Source organism: Salinicola corii, from assembly GCF_008298015.1.
Classification (GTDB): Bacteria; Pseudomonadota; Gammaproteobacteria; order Pseudomonadales; family Halomonadaceae; genus Salinicola; species Salinicola corii.
This window is the reverse complement of the sequence record NZ_VTPX01000010.1, coordinates 22,991-37,413: the sequence shown is the minus strand read 5'-3', so window position 1 is coordinate 37,413 and position 14,423 is coordinate 22,991. Positions and strand designations below refer to the sequence as shown.

General features: G+C 60.4%; 22 protein-coding genes. 1 reads left to right on the top strand and 21 read right to left on the bottom strand.

The features are described 5' to 3' along the window. Positions 1-12 precede the first annotated feature (12 nt). Complete coding sequence (locus tag F0A16_RS16245) at positions 13-1,395, bottom strand: MFS transporter (protein WP_187776049.1); 1,383 nt, start codon at positions 1,393-1,395, stop codon at positions 13-15. Between the two features lie 161 nt (positions 1,396-1,556). Here F0A16_RS16245 and uvrA point away from each other — a divergent pair, with 161 nt between their 5' ends. After that, positions 1,557-4,409, top strand: coding sequence for an excinuclease ABC subunit UvrA (gene uvrA, locus F0A16_RS16240; RefSeq protein WP_149436424.1), 2,853 nt, complete (start codon positions 1,557-1,559; stop codon positions 4,407-4,409). A 462-nt stretch (positions 4,410-4,871) separates the two neighbouring features. Here the strand turns inward: uvrA and rplQ are convergent, their stop codons facing one another. The 20 genes from rplQ to rplP all read right to left on the bottom strand — a co-directional run bounded on the left by rplQ (position 4,872) and on the right by rplP (position 14,419). Then, positions 4,872-5,258, bottom strand: a complete 387-nt coding sequence (gene rplQ / locus F0A16_RS16235) for a 50S ribosomal protein L17 (protein ID WP_149436423.1) — start codon at positions 5,256-5,258, stop codon at positions 4,872-4,874. A 96-nt stretch (positions 5,259-5,354) separates the two neighbouring features. Beyond that, positions 5,355-6,353 carry a DNA-directed RNA polymerase subunit alpha gene (locus F0A16_RS16230; RefSeq protein WP_149436422.1) on the bottom strand — a complete coding sequence of 333 codons (999 nt, stop codon included), beginning with the start codon at positions 6,351-6,353 and terminating at the stop codon, positions 5,355-5,357. Between the two features lie 81 nt (positions 6,354-6,434). Then, entirely contained in the window at positions 6,435-7,055 is a 621-nt protein-coding gene (gene rpsD / locus F0A16_RS16225) for a 30S ribosomal protein S4 (protein ID WP_110603327.1), read from the bottom strand. Positions 7,056-7,067: 12 nt separating this feature from the next. Beyond that, positions 7,068-7,454, bottom strand: coding sequence for a 30S ribosomal protein S11 (gene rpsK, locus F0A16_RS16220; RefSeq protein WP_009723883.1), 387 nt, complete (start codon positions 7,452-7,454; stop codon positions 7,068-7,070). 36 nt (positions 7,455-7,490) lie between these two features. Beyond that, entirely contained in the window at positions 7,491-7,847 is a 357-nt protein-coding gene (rpsM, locus tag F0A16_RS16215) for a 30S ribosomal protein S13 (RefSeq protein WP_149436421.1), read from the bottom strand. Between the two features lie 131 nt (positions 7,848-7,978). Further along, positions 7,979-8,092 carry a 50S ribosomal protein L36 gene (gene rpmJ / locus F0A16_RS16210; RefSeq protein WP_031384759.1) on the bottom strand — a complete coding sequence of 38 codons (114 nt, stop codon included), beginning with the start codon at positions 8,090-8,092 and terminating at the stop codon, positions 7,979-7,981. Positions 8,093-8,121: 29 nt separating this feature from the next. Beyond that, positions 8,122-9,456, bottom strand: coding sequence for a preprotein translocase subunit SecY (gene secY, locus F0A16_RS16205; protein ID WP_071230725.1), 1,335 nt, complete (start codon positions 9,454-9,456; stop codon positions 8,122-8,124). Next, the gene (gene rplO, locus F0A16_RS16200; RefSeq protein ID WP_110603323.1) at positions 9,457-9,891 is read right to left on the bottom strand and encodes a 50S ribosomal protein L15; all 435 of its coding nucleotides are present in this window, start codon (positions 9,889-9,891) and stop codon (positions 9,457-9,459) included. A 3-nt stretch (positions 9,892-9,894) separates the two neighbouring features. Next, entirely contained in the window at positions 9,895-10,077 is a 183-nt protein-coding gene (rpmD, locus tag F0A16_RS16195; protein WP_110603433.1) for a 50S ribosomal protein L30, read from the bottom strand. A 6-nt stretch (positions 10,078-10,083) separates the two neighbouring features. Continuing rightward, positions 10,084-10,584 carry a 30S ribosomal protein S5 gene (gene rpsE, locus F0A16_RS16190; protein WP_071230722.1) on the bottom strand — a complete coding sequence of 167 codons (501 nt, stop codon included), beginning with the start codon at positions 10,582-10,584 and terminating at the stop codon, positions 10,084-10,086. Positions 10,585-10,595: 11 nt separating this feature from the next. Further along, positions 10,596-10,946 carry a 50S ribosomal protein L18 gene (rplR, locus tag F0A16_RS16185; RefSeq protein ID WP_110603321.1) on the bottom strand — a complete coding sequence of 117 codons (351 nt, stop codon included), beginning with the start codon at positions 10,944-10,946 and terminating at the stop codon, positions 10,596-10,598. A 9-nt stretch (positions 10,947-10,955) separates the two neighbouring features. Further along, a complete protein-coding gene (gene rplF / locus F0A16_RS16180) occupies positions 10,956-11,486 on the bottom strand; it encodes a 50S ribosomal protein L6 (RefSeq protein ID WP_110603320.1) in 531 nt (176 codons plus the stop codon). Positions 11,487-11,495: 9 nt separating this feature from the next. After that, positions 11,496-11,888 (bottom strand): 30S ribosomal protein S8, encoded by a 393-nt coding sequence (gene rpsH / locus F0A16_RS16175; RefSeq protein WP_110603318.1) that lies wholly within the window; start codon positions 11,886-11,888, stop codon positions 11,496-11,498. Positions 11,889-11,919: 31 nt separating this feature from the next. Next, positions 11,920-12,225, bottom strand: a complete 306-nt coding sequence (gene rpsN, locus F0A16_RS16170) for a 30S ribosomal protein S14 (protein WP_110603316.1) — start codon at positions 12,223-12,225, stop codon at positions 11,920-11,922. Between the two features lie 10 nt (positions 12,226-12,235). After that, a complete protein-coding gene (gene rplE / locus F0A16_RS16165) occupies positions 12,236-12,775 on the bottom strand; it encodes a 50S ribosomal protein L5 (RefSeq protein ID WP_110603314.1) in 540 nt (179 codons plus the stop codon). A gap of 18 nt (positions 12,776-12,793) precedes the next feature. Continuing rightward, positions 12,794-13,111 (bottom strand): 50S ribosomal protein L24, encoded by a 318-nt coding sequence (rplX, locus tag F0A16_RS16160; protein ID WP_075563676.1) that lies wholly within the window; start codon positions 13,109-13,111, stop codon positions 12,794-12,796. 14 nt (positions 13,112-13,125) lie between these two features. Continuing rightward, entirely contained in the window at positions 13,126-13,497 is a 372-nt protein-coding gene (gene rplN, locus F0A16_RS16155) for a 50S ribosomal protein L14 (protein WP_075571386.1), read from the bottom strand. Between the two features lie 54 nt (positions 13,498-13,551). Next, positions 13,552-13,812 carry a 30S ribosomal protein S17 gene (gene rpsQ / locus F0A16_RS16150; RefSeq protein WP_149436420.1) on the bottom strand — a complete coding sequence of 87 codons (261 nt, stop codon included), beginning with the start codon at positions 13,810-13,812 and terminating at the stop codon, positions 13,552-13,554. After that, the gene (rpmC, locus tag F0A16_RS16145; protein ID WP_071230713.1) at positions 13,812-14,006 is read right to left on the bottom strand and encodes a 50S ribosomal protein L29; all 195 of its coding nucleotides are present in this window, start codon (positions 14,004-14,006) and stop codon (positions 13,812-13,814) included. Before rpmC ends, rpsQ begins: the two co-directional genes overlap by 1 nt. Continuing rightward, entirely contained in the window at positions 14,006-14,419 is a 414-nt protein-coding gene (gene rplP / locus F0A16_RS16140) for a 50S ribosomal protein L16 (protein ID WP_035470382.1), read from the bottom strand. Before rplP ends, rpmC begins: the two co-directional genes overlap by 1 nt. Between the last annotated feature and the right edge of the window lie 4 nt (positions 14,420-14,423).

The window sequence follows — 14,423 nt, the reverse complement described above, 5'->3', positions numbered from 1 at the left end:
GTTGCGACGCTCTCATGCGTCGGTTCGTTGCCATTGATTGCCTGCGATACGGGCCAGCGCCTCGACATCCAGGCGCTGGCGGTCGACCTTGAGATAGGCGACCTGTTCTTCGGGTACGACCACGGCGTCCTCGACGCCGGTCACCGCGATAAAGCGCTCGAGTAGTGTATCGAGCATGCCCATGGATTGCTCGTCGAGTGCAATGATCTCGCTGGAGAGATGGCGTGGTGCCGGCATCTTCCAGACCACGGCCAGCCAGATCGCCCCGACCACCGCCGTGCCCAGGAAGACGCTCTGGACGCCGAAACCCTGGGAGAGGGCGCCGCCCAGGGTACCGCCGAGAAAGGCGCCAAAGAACTGGCTGGTCGAGTAGACGCCCATGGCGGTGCCCTTGGCCCCCGCCGGCGCTAGTTTGCTGATCATCGACGGCAGTGTTGCCTCCAGCAGATTGAAGACGACGAAAAAGCCCCAAAGTAGGGTCAACAGGGCGACTCGGTCATTCGCCAGTTCGCCGAAGCCGAGCAGAATCAATGTCATCGCCGCGACGGCACCGACGAAGACAGGCTTCATCTTGCGATACTTCTCGGCCACGATGACCAGCGGAATCATGCCGACGAAGGCCAGCGCCATGACCGGCAGGTAGACCCAGCCGTGATCCGCTGGGGCGAATCCCAGCGACTCGAGCCGAAACGGCAGCGCCGTGAAGCACGCCGTCAGAATCAGGTGGAGGGCGAAGATCGAGAAATCGAGCCGCAGAAGGTCGCCTTGTCCCAGCGTGGCGCGCAATTGACGACGATCGATGCCGACATCCCGATGCGGCATCCGCTTCGGCGCTCGCGGCACCAGTTTCCACAGGATCAGCAGTCCGCAGGCAGAGAGTATCGCGGTGAACCAGAATACGCCGGCGAGCCCGCCGACATCCGCGACCAGGGGCCCCACGACCATGGCGATAGCGAATGCCACGCCGATCGAGAGCCCGATGGTCGCCATCGCGGCAGTGCGAATCTCTTCGCGGGTCTGATCCGCCAGCAGTGCCATGATGGCGCCAGCGACCGCGCCACTGCCCTGCAGGCAGCGCCCGATGATGATGCCGGTAATGGAGGTGGCACTGGCGGCGACGATACTGCCGATGATGAACAGCAGCAGCCCCCCGGCGATGACCGCCTTGCGCCCGATACGATCGGAGAGCAGACCGAAGGGGATTTGAAGAATGGCTTGGGTCAGGCCGTAGCCGCCCAGCGCCATGCCGACAAGCAAAGGGGTGGCGCCGTCGAGATGATCGGCATACAGCGCCAGCACCGGCAGGACCATGAATAGCCCCAGCATTCGCGAGGCGTACAGGCTGGCCAGCCCGACGATGGCACGTCGTTCGGTAACGAGAAAACGAGAAGTCATGGAGGTCACAACGTTGGGTGAACTCGGCAAGCGCCGAGGATGATTCGGGATGAGCGATGCATTTTACCGCTCGCCCTCCTTCAGTGAAAGCAGCCGGCTTTGCCGGGCATTTGATCCGCGACCTATAATGGTCGTTTCCCGCGTCGCAGCACGAGGTAGTCATGGACAGCATTCTGGTCAGGGGCGCACGCACCCACAACCTGAAGAACATTGATGTCGAACTGCCGCGCGACAAGTTGATCGTGGTCACCGGTCTCTCCGGTTCGGGTAAGTCTTCACTCGCATTCGACACGCTCTATGCCGAGGGGCAGCGACGTTATGTCGAATCCCTGTCGACCTACGCCCGCCAGTTCCTGTCGATGATGGAAAAGCCCGACGTCGACCATATCGAAGGACTCTCGCCGGCCATCTCCATCGAGCAGAAATCGACCTCGCACAATCCGCGCTCCACCGTCGGCACCATCACCGAAATCTACGACTACCTGCGCCTGTTGTTCGCCCGCGCCGGCACGCCCCGATGCCCGGATCACGACGAAGAGCTCGAGGCCCAGACCGTCTCGCAGATGGTCGACCAGGTGCTGGCGCTGCCCGAGGGCAGCCGGCTGATGCTGCTGGCGCCGGTGGTCAAGGGCCGCAAGGGCGAGCACCTGCAGTTGATCAGCGAGCTACGGGCCCAGGGGTTCGTGCGAGCCGTGATCGACGGGCACACCGTCGAACTCGACGATGTGCCAGCGCTCGACAAGAAACGCAAGCACGACATCAGCGTGGTGGTCGACCGCATCAAGGTTCGCCCGGATCTGCAGCAGCGTCTGGCCGAATCCTTCGAGACCGCCCTCAATCTGGCCGACGGCACCGCGATCATTCATTTCATGGATGGCGAGCAGGAAGACCTGGCGTTTTCATCACGCTTCGCCTGCCCGATCTGCGGCTACTCGTTGAGTGAACTCGAGCCGCGGCTGTTCTCGTTCAACAACCCGGCCGGCGCCTGCCCGACCTGCGATGGCCTGGGCGTGCGTCAGTTTTTCGACCCGGACAAGCTGATCAGTCATCCGGAGCTGTCGCTGGCCGAAGGCGCGATCAAGGGTTGGGATCGTCGCAGCATCTACTATTTCAGTCAGCTCCAGGCGGTCGCCGAACACTATCGTTTCACGCTGGATACGCCGTGGAACGCGCTCGCCCGTCATGAGCGCGACCTGATACTCAACGGCAGCGACAAGGACGATATCCCGTTCAGCTACGTCAACGACCGCGGCCGCAAGGTCACCCGGGAGCACCCCTTCGAGGGCGTACTGCCCAATCTGGAGCGACGCTACCGCGAGACCGAGTCATCGATGGTTCGCGACGACCTGGCCAAGTACCTCGCGGTACGCCCCTGCCCGACCTGCGACGGGACCCGTCTCAAGCGCGAGGCGCGCCATGTGTTCATCGACGGCCACAATCTTCCGACGCTGACCCGGATGCCGGTGGGGGAAGCCTGGGATTATTTCCGCCAGTTGACGCTCCCCGGGAGGAAGGGCGAAATCGCGGTCAAGATCGTCCATGAGATTCATGCCCGACTCGAGTTTCTGGTCAACGTCGGGCTCGACTATCTGACCCTGGAGCGCAGCGCCGATACGCTCTCCGGCGGCGAGGCCCAGCGCATACGCCTGGCCAGCCAGATCGGTGCCGGTCTGGTCGGGGTGATGTACATCCTCGACGAGCCCTCGATCGGCCTCCATCAGCGCGACAACGATCGTCTGCTGCGCACGTTGATCCGCCTGCGCGACCTGGGCAATACGGTGATCGTCGTCGAGCACGACGAGGACGCCATTCGCGCCGCCGACCACGTTCTCGATATCGGCCCTGGCGCCGGCGTGCATGGCGGCACCATCGTGGCCCAGGGTACGCCCCACGATATCGAGACGGCTCCGGAGTCGTTGACGGGTCAGTATCTCTCCGGAAAACGCTGTATCGAGGTGCCGCCCTACCGCATCCCGGTCAACCCGGACAAACAGCTCCATCTGCGTGGCGCCACCGGCAACAACCTGCAGAGTGTCGACCTGGCGCTGCCGCTGGGTCTGTTCGTCTGCGTGACCGGCGTCTCCGGTTCCGGTAAGTCGACCCTGATCAACTCGACGCTGATGCCGATCGCGGCGCGCGAGCTCAACCGCGCGACCACACTGACGGCGGCACCCTATCGCAGCATCGAGGGTCTCGACCAGCTCGACAAGATCATCGACATCGACCAGAGCCCGATCGGCCGCACGCCGCGCTCCAATCCCGCCACTTACACCGGCATCTTCACCCCGATCCGCGAACTCTTTTCCGGTACCCAGGAGGCGCGGGCCCGCGGCTACAAGCCGGGACGTTTCAGCTTCAACGTCAAGGGCGGCCGCTGCGAGGCGTGCCAGGGCGAGGGCATGATCAAGGTCGAGATGCACTTCCTGCCGGATATCTACGTGCCCTGCGACGTCTGCAAGGGCAAGCGCTACAACCGCGAGACGCTGGAGATTCACTACAAGGGCAAGAGCATTCACGAAGTGCTCGAGATGACCATCGAAGAGGCGCTGGAGTTTTTCAGCCCGGTGCCGGCGATCGCGAGACGCCTCCAGACGCTGATGGATGTCGGGCTCTCCTACGTCCGCCTCGGCCAGAGCGCCACCACGCTCTCCGGAGGCGAGGCACAGCGCGTCAAGCTGGCGCGTGAACTGGCCAAGCGCGATACCGGCCAGACGCTCTACATCCTCGACGAACCCACCACGGGACTGCATTTCGAGGATATCCGCCAGTTGCTCGGCGTGTTGCATCGGCTACGCGACCACGGCAACACGGTGGTGGTGATCGAGCACAACCTCGATGTGATCAAGACCGCCGACTGGATCATCGATCTGGGCCCGGAAGGTGGCTCCGGTGGCGGGCGCATCATCGCGGAGGGCACGCCAGAGCAGGTGGCGGGGCTCGAGCACTCCCACACGGGCAATTTCCTGGCACCGCTGCTGCCCGAACCCAAGGCGCGCAAGGCCAAGCGCGCCTGATCCCTCTCACGCGGCGCCCTTCGGCGCCGCCGTCGACCGGCGACTACGCTGGGTCCGATCCCGGTGCCGTAAAGCGTCGTCGGACAGATCCGGCATCGAGGAGTTCCGGCCAGAAGAAAACGTCCAGCCAAAAGAAAACCGGCTGCCCAATCACTTGGGCAGCCGGTTTTATGTCGTGCAGGAAGCTCGGGCCTGTTCACACTATGCGCCGCGAGCCACGTTGCTGCGTCAACTGCGTTCAGGCAAGGCGCGGGACGCCGATAAGGGGGGGTCCCTTATCCAGTCACGCAACGAAGCCTGGGCGTAGTTGACGCGCAACCCGAAGGGACGGGCCGGTTTTCCCTCGAGGCGTTGTTGCTCACCAAGGGCTTGGAACCACCAAAACCCGAGGTTCGCGCCTAGCCTCACGATAAAACCGGCGCCGTCGTGGCCACGTGGATAGTGTAAACAGGCCCTAGGGACTTACTCGTCGCCAGCGGCTTCTTCAACAACGGGGCGATCGACCAGCTCGATGTAGGCCATCGGGGCGTTGTCGCCGGTGCGGAAACCGCACTTCAGCACACGGACGTAACCGCCCGGGCGATTGACGTAACGCGGGCCAAGCTCGTTGAAGAGCTTGCCGACGGCTTCCTTGGAGCGGGTACGGCTGAACGCCAGACGGCGATTCGCCACGCTATCCTGCTTGGCCAGAGTGATCAGCGGCTCGATATGACGACGCAGCTCCTTGGCTTTGGGCAGGGTAGTCTTGATCACTTCATGCTCGACCAGCGAGGTGCACATGTTCTTGAACATGGCGTGCCGATGCGAGCTGGTCCGATTCAGATGACGACCACTCTTACGATGACGCATGATTGCTATTCCTTACCAAACTGGTGATTCGAGTCGGCACACTGGATTCGACGCTGAACAGGAGCGCGGGAGCCGGAGCCCCGGCGCACACCGTCGTCAGGCGGAAGCCTTGTCGTCTTTCAAGCTCGCCGGCGGCCAGTTTTCCAACCGCATGCCGAGCGAAAGACCGCGCGAAGCCAACACGTCCTTGATCTCGTTCAAGGACTTCTTGCCAAGGTTCGGCGTCTTGAGCAGCTCGACTTCCGTGCGCTGAATCAAATCGCCAATGTAGTAAATATTCTCGGCCTTCAGGCAGTTGGCGCTGCGAACCGTGAGTTCGAGATCATCCACGGGACGCAGAAGAATCGGATCAATCTGATCTTCTTCCTCTTCGATTTCCTGCTCTCTGTCGGCTTCGAGATCGACGAAGGCGGCCAGCTGTTCCTGGAGAATGGTCGCACTGCGACGAATCGCTTCTTCCGGGTCCAGAGTGCCGTCTGTTTCGAGATCGATGACCAGCTTATCGAGATCGGTGCGCTGTTCGACACGAGCCGCTTCGACCGCATAGGACACACGGCGAACGGGGCTGAAAGTCGCATCCAGCTGCAGACGACCGATGGCACGGGATTCGTCCTCGTCGGAGAGACGCGCATCCGCGGGCTCGTAACCGCGACCCCGAACGATCTTCAGCTGCATTTTCAGCTCGCTGCCATCGTTGAGGTGAGCAATCACGTGATTCGGATTGACGATCTCGACGTCATGACCGACGGCGATATCACCGGCAGTCATTACACCGGGGCCCTGCTTGTTCAAGGTGAGGACGGCTTCGTCGCGACCATGCATCTTGATGGCCACGTCCTTGAGATTTAGAAGAATCTCGATGACGTCTTCCTGAACACCCTCGATGGCGCTGTACTCATGCAATACGCCTTCGATTTCCGCTTCGACAACGGCACAGCCAGGCATCGAAGAGAGCAGGATGCGACGCAGCGCATTCCCCAGGGTATGGCCGAAACCACGTTCGAAGGGTTCCAGCACGATCTTGGCGTGATGTGCGTTGACCTCTTCGACCTTGATGTCGCGGGGACGGAGAAACTCTGTCACTGAACGCTGCATATGAACACCTTCCCAGGCTGCCAAACGAATATCGGTACTCCAGGCAGGAACCGGGCCGCTTGAATGGCCCGGCTCCAAGCCTTACTTGGAGTACAGCTCGACGATCAGGTTTTCGTTGATGTCGGCAGACAGGTCGCCGCGTTCCGGGACAGCCTTGAAAGTGCCTTCCATCTTCTTCGAGTCGATGTCGATCCAGGTCACGTCGCCGCGGTTGGCAGCGATGGACAGGGCCTGCTGGATACGGGCCTGATTCTTGGCCTTCTCGCGAACAGAGACGACGTCACCGGGGCGCACCTGATAGGACGCCACGTTGACGGTACGGCCGTTGACCGAAATCGCCTTGTGGCTGACCAACTGGCGTGATTCGTTACGCGTGGAGCCGAAGCCCATGCGGTACACCACGTTGTCCAGTCGGCATTCCAGCAACTGCAGCAGGACTTCACCGGTCGCACCTTTCAGGCGAGCGGCTTCCTTGTAGTAGTTGCGGAACTGGTTTTCGAGCACGCCGTAGATACGACGCACTTTCTGCTTCTCGCGAAGCTGCAAGCCGTAGTCGGAAAGACGCTGACGGCGCTGGCCGTGCACACCCGGGATCTGCTCGGATTTGCACTTCTTCTCGAAGGGAGTGACACCGCTCTTGAGAAAGAGGTCGGTACCCTCACGACGAGACAGTTTACACTTGGGACCTAGATAACGAGCCATGAGTCTGTCTCCTTAAACGCGGCGTTTCTTCGGCGGACGGCATCCGTTGTGCGGAATCGGCGTCGCGTCAGTGATGCTCTGTACGCGGAAGCCGGCGGCATTCAATGCGCGCACGGCAGACTCACGGCCAGGACCGGGGCCCTTGACCAGCACGTCGACGTTTTTCACACCATACTCGGCTGCAGCAGTCGCTGCACGTTCACTCGCCACTTGAGCTGCGAACGGGGTGCTCTTGCGAGAACCACGAAAACCCGAACCACCGGCAGTTGCCCAAGAAAGCGCATTGCCCTGGCGGTCTGTGATCGTCACGATCGTATTGTTAAAAGAGGCGTGGATGTGTGCTACCGCATCCACGACCTGCTTTTTAACCTTTTTACGGTTACTACGCGGGTTAGCCATGTTGATGTATCCTGATCTTAAACGCCGGAACGTTAATTACTTACGAATCGGTTTACGCGGTCCCTTACGGGTACGCGCATTGGTCTTGGTACGCTGACCACGCAGCGGTAGACCACGACGATGGCGCAGACCACGGTAGCAACCCAAGTCCATGAGACGCTTGATATTCAGCGTCACATCACGGCGAAGGTCGCCTTCTACGGTGTACTTGCCCACTTCGGTACGCAGAACGTCGAGCTCTTCGCCTGACAGTTCCTGGACCTTGGCGGTCGGTGCGATGCCGGCAGCGACACAGATACTCTGCGCACGCGTGCGGCCAATCCCGTAGATGTAGGTCAGCGAGATCGCCGCATGCTTGTTGTCCGGGATATTGACGCCTGCAATACGGGCCATCAGCTTACTCCGAATGTTGAGCGGCTTGCTCGTTTAGTCGTCCACAAAGGGCGCAATAGCATACCCCTTAACCTCTCTCAAGGCAAGGGATATGCCATGGCCCGCTTTTTACTCACAGTGCTAGGGTCAAATCAGCCCTGACGCTGCTTGTGACGCGGTTCAGTACAAATCACGCGAACCGCGCCGTTGCGCCGAATGATCTTGCAGTTACGGCACATTTTCTTTACAGAAGCTCGAACTTTCATCGTTCTCTCCAAATGCTCTCTCGCGGGGGCTAGCGCGTCAGGCCGCCGCTACCGTAGCCTTTCAGGTTCGATTTCTTCATCACCGACTCATACTGATGAGACATCAGATGCGATTGAACCTGGGCCATGAAGTCCATGATTACCACGACCACGATCAGCAGCGACGTCCCGCCGAAGTAGAACGGCACCTGCCAGGCCACCACCAGGAACTGCGGCATCAACGAGACCAGCGTGATGTAGAGCGCCCCGAACAGCGTCAGTCGCGTCATCACCTTGTCGACGTAGCGAGCCGTCTGCTCTCCTGGACGGATCCCCGGCAGGAAAGCACCGGACTTCTTCAGGTTGTCGGCGACATCCTTGGGATTGAACACCAACGCCGTATAGAAGAAGCAGAAGAACAGCACTGCCGCGGCAAACAGAATGATGTACAGAGGCGCGCCGGGGGCAAGTTGCTGTGAAGCCACCTGCAGCCACTCGAATCCGTCGCCCTGGCCCAGCCACTGACCGATGGAACCCGGGAACAGCAGGATACTCGACGCGAAGATCGGCGGAATCACGCCCGCCATGTTGACCTTCAGCGGCAGGTAGCTGCTCTGTCCCGCATACATCTTGTTGCCAACCTGACGCCGCGGATAGTTCACCGTGATGCGGCGCTGACCGCGCTCGATGAACACCACGAATGCCACCGTGGCGATGCCCAGAATCGAAAGCGCCAACAGTGGCAACACGTTCCACGCACCGTCATTGCGAGCCAGCTCGAACGATTGCCCGATCGCGCTGGGCAGGCCAGCCACGATGCCGGAGAAGATGATCAACGAAATACCATTGCCGATCCCCTTCTCGGTAATCTGCTCGCCCAGCCACATCAGGAATACCGCACCGGCGACGAACGTCACGACGGCCGTGAAGTAAAAGCTGATGTCACCCGAATAAGCAACGCCCTGACTGACCAGACCAACTGACATGCCGGTCGCCTGGATCAGGGCCAGCAACACCGTACCGTAGCGGGTGTACTGGTTGATCTTGCGGCGGCCGGCTTCGCCCTCTTTCTTCAGCGCTTCGAGCTGAGGCGATACCGCGGTCAGAAGCTGCATGATGATCGACGCGGAGATGTACGGCATGATCCCCAGCGCGAAGATGCTCATGCGCTGCAGCGCACCCCCCGAAAACATGTTGAACATGCCCAGGATGGTGCCCTGGTTCTCCCGAAACAGGGCAGCCAGCTGGTCAGGATCGATGCCGGGGACGGGGATGTGGGCACCGATTCGGTAGACCACGATCGCGATGAAGACGAAACGCAGGCGCGCCCACAGCTCGCTGAGACCGCTACCCATGTTCGCCGGCATGTTTCCTGACTTAGCCATTTAGTCCTCTACCTTACCACCGGCCGCTTCGATCGCAGCTCGCGCACCTTTGGTGACCTTGAGGCCACGCACGGTAACCGCCTTGCTCAACTCGCCGGACAGAACGACCTTGGCGTACTCGGTAGCATTCTTGAGCACGTTGGCCTTCTTCAGGCTGGCGAGATCGGCAACGTCGCCCTCGACCTTGGCCAGCTCGGCCAGACGGACCTCTTCGGACACCAGCGACTTCGCCGAGGTGAAACCGAACTTCGGCAAGCGGCGCTGCAAGGGCATTTGACCGCCCTCGAAACCCGGCTTGACCGAACCGCCGGAACGAGACTTCAGACCCTTGTGGCCGCGGCCACCGGTCTTGCCCAGGCCAGAGCCGATACCGCGACCAAGACGCTTTTCAGCGTGCTTGGAACCCGGCGCCGGGCTTAAGCTATTGAGTTTCATGGATTACTCTCCCTCGACTCGAACAAGGTAGTTGACCTTGTTGATCATGCCGCGAACGGCGGGGGTGTCTTCCAGCTCGACCGAGTGCCCAATGCGACGCAGACCGAGGCCGGTCATCGTCGCCTTGTGCTTCTGCAGGACACCGATGGTGCTGCGGGTCTGGGTGATTTTGATCGTCTGTGCCATGGTCACTTACCCCGCCAGCTCTTCGACAGACAGGCCACGCTTGGCGGCGATGTCTTCCGGAGATTGCATGGATTCGAGCCCCTTGATGGTGGCACGAACCACGTTCACCGGGTTGGTGGAACCGTAGCACTTGGCCAGAACGTCATGCACACCGGCCAGCTCGAGCACGGAGCGCATGGCACCGCCGGCGATGATGCCGGTACCCTCGGAAGCCGGCTGCATGAAGACCTTGGACGCGCCGTGACGGGCGCGAACCGGGTACTGCAGCGTGCTGCCGCTGAGACTGACCTTGACCATGTTACGGCGTGCCTGGTCCATGGCTTTCTGGATCGCAACCGGCACTTCACGTGCCTTGCCGCGACCGAAGCCGACCCGGCCGTTGCCATCGCCAACGACGGTCAACGCGGTGAAACCGAAGATACGGCCACCTTTGACCACCTTGGCGACGCGGTTAACCTGCACCAACTTCTCTTGCAGGTCGCCGCCCTTCTGTTCGTTATTCGCCATCGTTAAACCCTTTAGAATTGCAGACCGCCTTCGCGTGCGGCATCAGCCAACGCCTTGACACGCCCGTGGTACTGAAACCCTGCGCGGTCGAAGGCAACCTGAGAGATGCCGGCATCCTTGGCGCGCTCGGCAATCAGAGCACCCACCTTGGCAGCCGCGTCAGCGTTGCCCGTGGCACCTTCGCGCAGGCTCTTGTCCAGCGTGGAAGCGCTGGCAAGGACCTTGCCGCCGTCCGGTGAGATGATCTGCGCGTAGATGTGACGCGGGGTGCGGTTGACGCACAAGCGATTCACACCCAGATCGCGGATCTTGGCACGGGCGCGGCGGGCACGACGGAGACGAGATTCTTTCTTCGCGTTCATAACCCTGCCTTACTTCTTCTTGGCTTCTTTGCGGCGGACACGTTCGTCGCTGTAACGAACGCCTTTACCCTTGTAGGGCTCCGGCGGACGGAACGCGCGAATTTCCGCAGCCACCTGACCGAGCTTCTGCTTGTCCGCGCTTTTCAGCACGATCACGGTGTTCTTCGGCGTTTCCGCCGTGACACCTTCGGGCAGCGTGTAGTCGATCGGGTGTGAGAAACCGAGTGTTAGGTTCAGCGTCTTGCCACTAGCCTGGGCACGATAGCCGACGCCATTGATTTCCAGCGACCGAGTGAAACCCTCGGAAGCGCCGGTGACCATGTTCTGGACCAGGGCACGCGTGGTGCCGACCATGGCCCAGGACTTCGCCTGTTCGCTCGGGGCGAAAACCAGCTGACCGTCTTCCTGAGTGATCTTCACGTCGGGATGCACGGTCAGTTCAAGCGTGCCCTGGCCGCCCTTGACGGACAGCTGGTCGCCGTCGAACTTCACGTCGACGCCGCTGGGCAGTTTAACCGGATACTTGGCTACGCGAGACATTACTCACTCCTAGAATACGGTGCAGATGACTTCACCACCGACACCCGCCTGGCGTGCGGCACGATCGGTCATGACACCTTGGGAGGTGGTGACGATCGCCACACCCAGACCGTCCGCGACCTTGGGCAGTTCGCTCTTGCCCTTGTAGATCCGCAGTGACGGTTTGGACATACGCTGGAGGTGCTCGATGACCGGCTTGCCCTCGAAATACTTGAGGGTCACGGTCAGCTCGGGCTTGGTGCCCTCGGAGACCGTCGCGTCGGTGATGTAGCCTTCCTGCTTGAGTACGCGGGCCACTTCAACCTTGAGCTTGGAAGACGGCATGGTAACCGTCTCCTTGGTGGCCATCTGCGCATTGCGGATACGGGTAAACATATCCGCCAGAGTATCTTGCATGCTCATTACATTGCGCTCCTGAATTCCTCGACGTGGCTTACCAGCTGGACTTCTTCAGTCCAGGGACATCGCCACGCATGGCAGCTTCGCGCAGCTTGTTACGGGCCAGTCCGAACTTGTTGTAGTAACCGTGCGGACGGCCGGTAACGCGGCAGCGGTTGCGCTGACGGACCTGACTGGAGTCCCGCGGCAACTGTTGCAGCTTCAGCTGAGCGTCGAAGCGCTCTTCGTCAGAAGCGTTGACGTCATAAATGACGGTCTTGAGCGCGGCACGCTTGGCGGCGTATTTGTCGACCAGCTTCGCGCGCTTGAGCTCACGCTCAATCATGCTTTTCTTTGCCATGAATCCACCCTTATTGCTTGAACGGGAAGTTCAGCGCGCTGAGCAGCGCACGACCTTCTTCGTCGGTGATGGCGCTGGTCGTAATGGTGACATCCAGACCACGAATCCGATCGATCTTATCATATTCGATCTCCGGAAAGATGATCTGCTCCCGTACGCCCATGGAGTAGTTGCCGCGCCCGTCGAAGGATTTCGGGTTCAGACCGCGGAAGTCACGTACGCGAGGGATCGCGATATTGACCAGCCGGTCCAAGAAGTCCCACATCCGTTCGCGACGCAGCGTCACCTTGACGCCAATCGGCCAGCCTTCGCGGACCTTGAAGCCAGCGATGGACTTGCGCGCCTTGGTTACTACCGGCTTCTGACCGGAGAGTTTCTCCAAGTCGCCGACAGCATTGTCGATCAGCTTTTTGTCGCTGGTCGCTTCGCCGATGCCCATGTTCAGGGTCACTTTGGTGATCCGGGGCACCTGCATAACGTTGGCATAGCTGAACTGCTCTTTGAGCTGAGCCATGACTTCGTTTTGATAACGTTCTTTCAAGTTCGCCATTTTGCTACCCGACTCGCGTTAGGCGTCGATCTGCTTTTGCGTCGACTTGTAGATACGTACCTTGGTACCGTCTTCCTGCAGCTGGAAGCCGACGCGATCCGCCTTGCCGGTCTCCGCATTGAAGATGGCCACGTTGGACGCATGGATCGGAGCCTCACGCTCGACGATACCCCCCGGGTTGCCAACCATAGGATTGGGCTTGGTGTGGCGCTTGATCATGTTGACGCCCGAAACGACGTAACGGTCGTTTTCGAGGACGCGCTTGATCGTGCCACGCTTGCCCTTATCCTTGCCGGCGATGACGATGACTTCGTCGTCACGTTTGATCTTGTGCATATCCGCCTCGCTCCTTACAGCACTTCGGGCGCCAAGGAAATGATCTTCATGAACTTCTCGTTACGAAGTTCACGAGTTACCGGTCCGAAGATACGGGTGCCGATCGGCTGTTCGTTGGTGTTGTTCAACAGAACCGCCGCATTTCCGTCGAAGCGGATCAGCGAACCGTCGTTACGACGGACACCGCTGCGCGTACGCACGACCACCGCCTTGAGGACCTGGCCTTTCTTGACCTTGCCCCGCGGGATGGCTTCCTTGACCGTCACTTTGATGATGTCGCCAACGCGGGCATAACGACGGTGTGAACCGCCCAGCACCTTGATGCACTGCACCCGGCGCGCACCGCTGTTGTCGGCGACATCCAGCATTGTCTGCGTCTGAATCATTGGTTTTCTCCAAACCTAATCTGACTGCACTGGTTCAGAAGGCGCCTGTCGGGCTCAGCCCTTGGCCTGCTCGACCACCTCGACCAACGTCCAGGCCTTCTTCTTGGACAGCGGACGGCTTTCCTGAATGGAAACCGTGTCGCCGAACTTGGCCTGATTCGTCTCGTCGTGGGCGTGCAGCTTGGTGGAGCGCTTCATGTACTTGCCGTAGATCGGATGACGCTCGCGGCGCTCGATCAATACGACAATCGACTTTTCCATCTTGTCGCTCACGACCTTGCCGGTGAGCGTCCGAGCTTTGTTTGCTTCAGCCATTATTGGTCACCTGCCTTCTGGTTGAGCACAGTCTTGACGCGAGCGATGTCGCGACGAACCTGCTTAAGCAGATGCGTCTGGCTCAGCTGGCCGGTGGCCTTCTGCATGCGCAGGTTGAACTGCTCGCGGAGCAGTTCAAACAGCTGCTCCTGCAGCGCATCGACTGACTTTTCACGCATTTCGTTGGCTTTCATCACATCACCGTCCGTTTCACAAAGGTGGTGGAGATGGGCATTTTCTGGGCCGCCAGAGAGAAGGCTTCACGCGCCAGCTCTTCGGAGACGCCTTCGATTTCGTAGAGCACCTTGCCCGGCTGGATCTGGGCCACCCAGTACTCGACGGAGCCCTTGCCCTTACCCATACGAACCTCGAGAGGCTTGTTGGTAATCGGCTTGTCCGGGAATACTCGGATCCAGATCTTGCCACCACGCTTGACGTGACGGGTGATTGCACGACGACCCGCTTCGATCTGACGTGCGGTGATACGACCGCGATCGGTGGCCTTGAGACCGAAGTCCCCGAAGCTCACCTTGCTGCCGCGATGCGCCAGGCCGCGGTTACGACCTTTCTGCACCTTGCGGAACTTTGTACGCTTGGGTTGCAACATCGAT

Excerpts from the sequence above, each read along its gene's own strand:
- F0A16_RS16245 (WP_187776049.1), bottom strand. The coding sequence starts at position 1,395 with ATGACTTCTCGTTTTCTCGTTACCGAACGACGTGCCATCGTCGGGCTG.
- uvrA (WP_149436424.1), top strand. The coding sequence starts at position 1,557 with ATGGACAGCATTCTGGTCAGGGGCGCACGCACCCACAACCTGAAGAAC.
- rplQ (WP_149436423.1), bottom strand. The coding sequence starts at position 5,258 with ATGCGTCATCGTAAGAGTGGTCGTCATCTGAATCGGACCAGCTCGCAT.
- F0A16_RS16230 (WP_149436422.1), bottom strand. The coding sequence starts at position 6,353 with ATGCAGCGTTCAGTGACAGAGTTTCTCCGTCCCCGCGACATCAAGGTC.
- rpsD (WP_110603327.1), bottom strand. The coding sequence starts at position 7,055 with ATGGCTCGTTATCTAGGTCCCAAGTGTAAACTGTCTCGTCGTGAGGGT.
- rpsK (WP_009723883.1), bottom strand. The coding sequence starts at position 7,454 with ATGGCTAACCCGCGTAGTAACCGTAAAAAGGTTAAAAAGCAGGTCGTG.
- rpsM (WP_149436421.1), bottom strand. The coding sequence starts at position 7,847 with ATGGCCCGTATTGCAGGCGTCAATATCCCGGACAACAAGCATGCGGCG.
- rpmJ (WP_031384759.1), bottom strand. The coding sequence starts at position 8,092 with ATGAAAGTTCGAGCTTCTGTAAAGAAAATGTGCCGTAACTGCAAGATC.
- secY (WP_071230725.1), bottom strand. The coding sequence starts at position 9,456 with ATGGCTAAGTCAGGAAACATGCCGGCGAACATGGGTAGCGGTCTCAGC.
- rplO (WP_110603323.1), bottom strand. The coding sequence starts at position 9,891 with ATGAAACTCAATAGCTTAAGCCCGGCGCCGGGTTCCAAGCACGCTGAA.
- rpmD (WP_110603433.1), bottom strand. The coding sequence starts at position 10,077 with ATGGCACAGACGATCAAAATCACCCAGACCCGCAGCACCATCGGTGTC.
- rpsE (WP_071230722.1), bottom strand. The coding sequence starts at position 10,584 with ATGGCGAATAACGAACAGAAGGGCGGCGACCTGCAAGAGAAGTTGGTG.
- rplR (WP_110603321.1), bottom strand. The coding sequence starts at position 10,946 with ATGAACGCGAAGAAAGAATCTCGTCTCCGTCGTGCCCGCCGCGCCCGT.
- rplF (WP_110603320.1), bottom strand. The coding sequence starts at position 11,486 with ATGTCTCGCGTAGCCAAGTATCCGGTTAAACTGCCCAGCGGCGTCGAC.
- rpsH (WP_110603318.1), bottom strand. The coding sequence starts at position 11,888 with ATGAGCATGCAAGATACTCTGGCGGATATGTTTACCCGTATCCGCAAT.
- rpsN (WP_110603316.1), bottom strand. The coding sequence starts at position 12,225 with ATGGCAAAGAAAAGCATGATTGAGCGTGAGCTCAAGCGCGCGAAGCTG.
- rplE (WP_110603314.1), bottom strand. The coding sequence starts at position 12,775 with ATGGCGAACTTGAAAGAACGTTATCAAAACGAAGTCATGGCTCAGCTC.
- rplX (WP_075563676.1), bottom strand. The coding sequence starts at position 13,111 with ATGCACAAGATCAAACGTGACGACGAAGTCATCGTCATCGCCGGCAAG.
- rplN (WP_075571386.1), bottom strand. The coding sequence starts at position 13,497 with ATGATTCAGACGCAGACAATGCTGGATGTCGCCGACAACAGCGGTGCG.
- rpsQ (WP_149436420.1), bottom strand. The coding sequence starts at position 13,812 with ATGGCTGAAGCAAACAAAGCTCGGACGCTCACCGGCAAGGTCGTGAGC.
- rpmC (WP_071230713.1), bottom strand. The coding sequence starts at position 14,006 with ATGAAAGCCAACGAAATGCGTGAAAAGTCAGTCGATGCGCTGCAGGAG.
- rplP (WP_035470382.1), bottom strand. The coding sequence starts at position 14,419 with ATGTTGCAACCCAAGCGTACAAAGTTCCGCAAGGTGCAGAAAGGTCGT.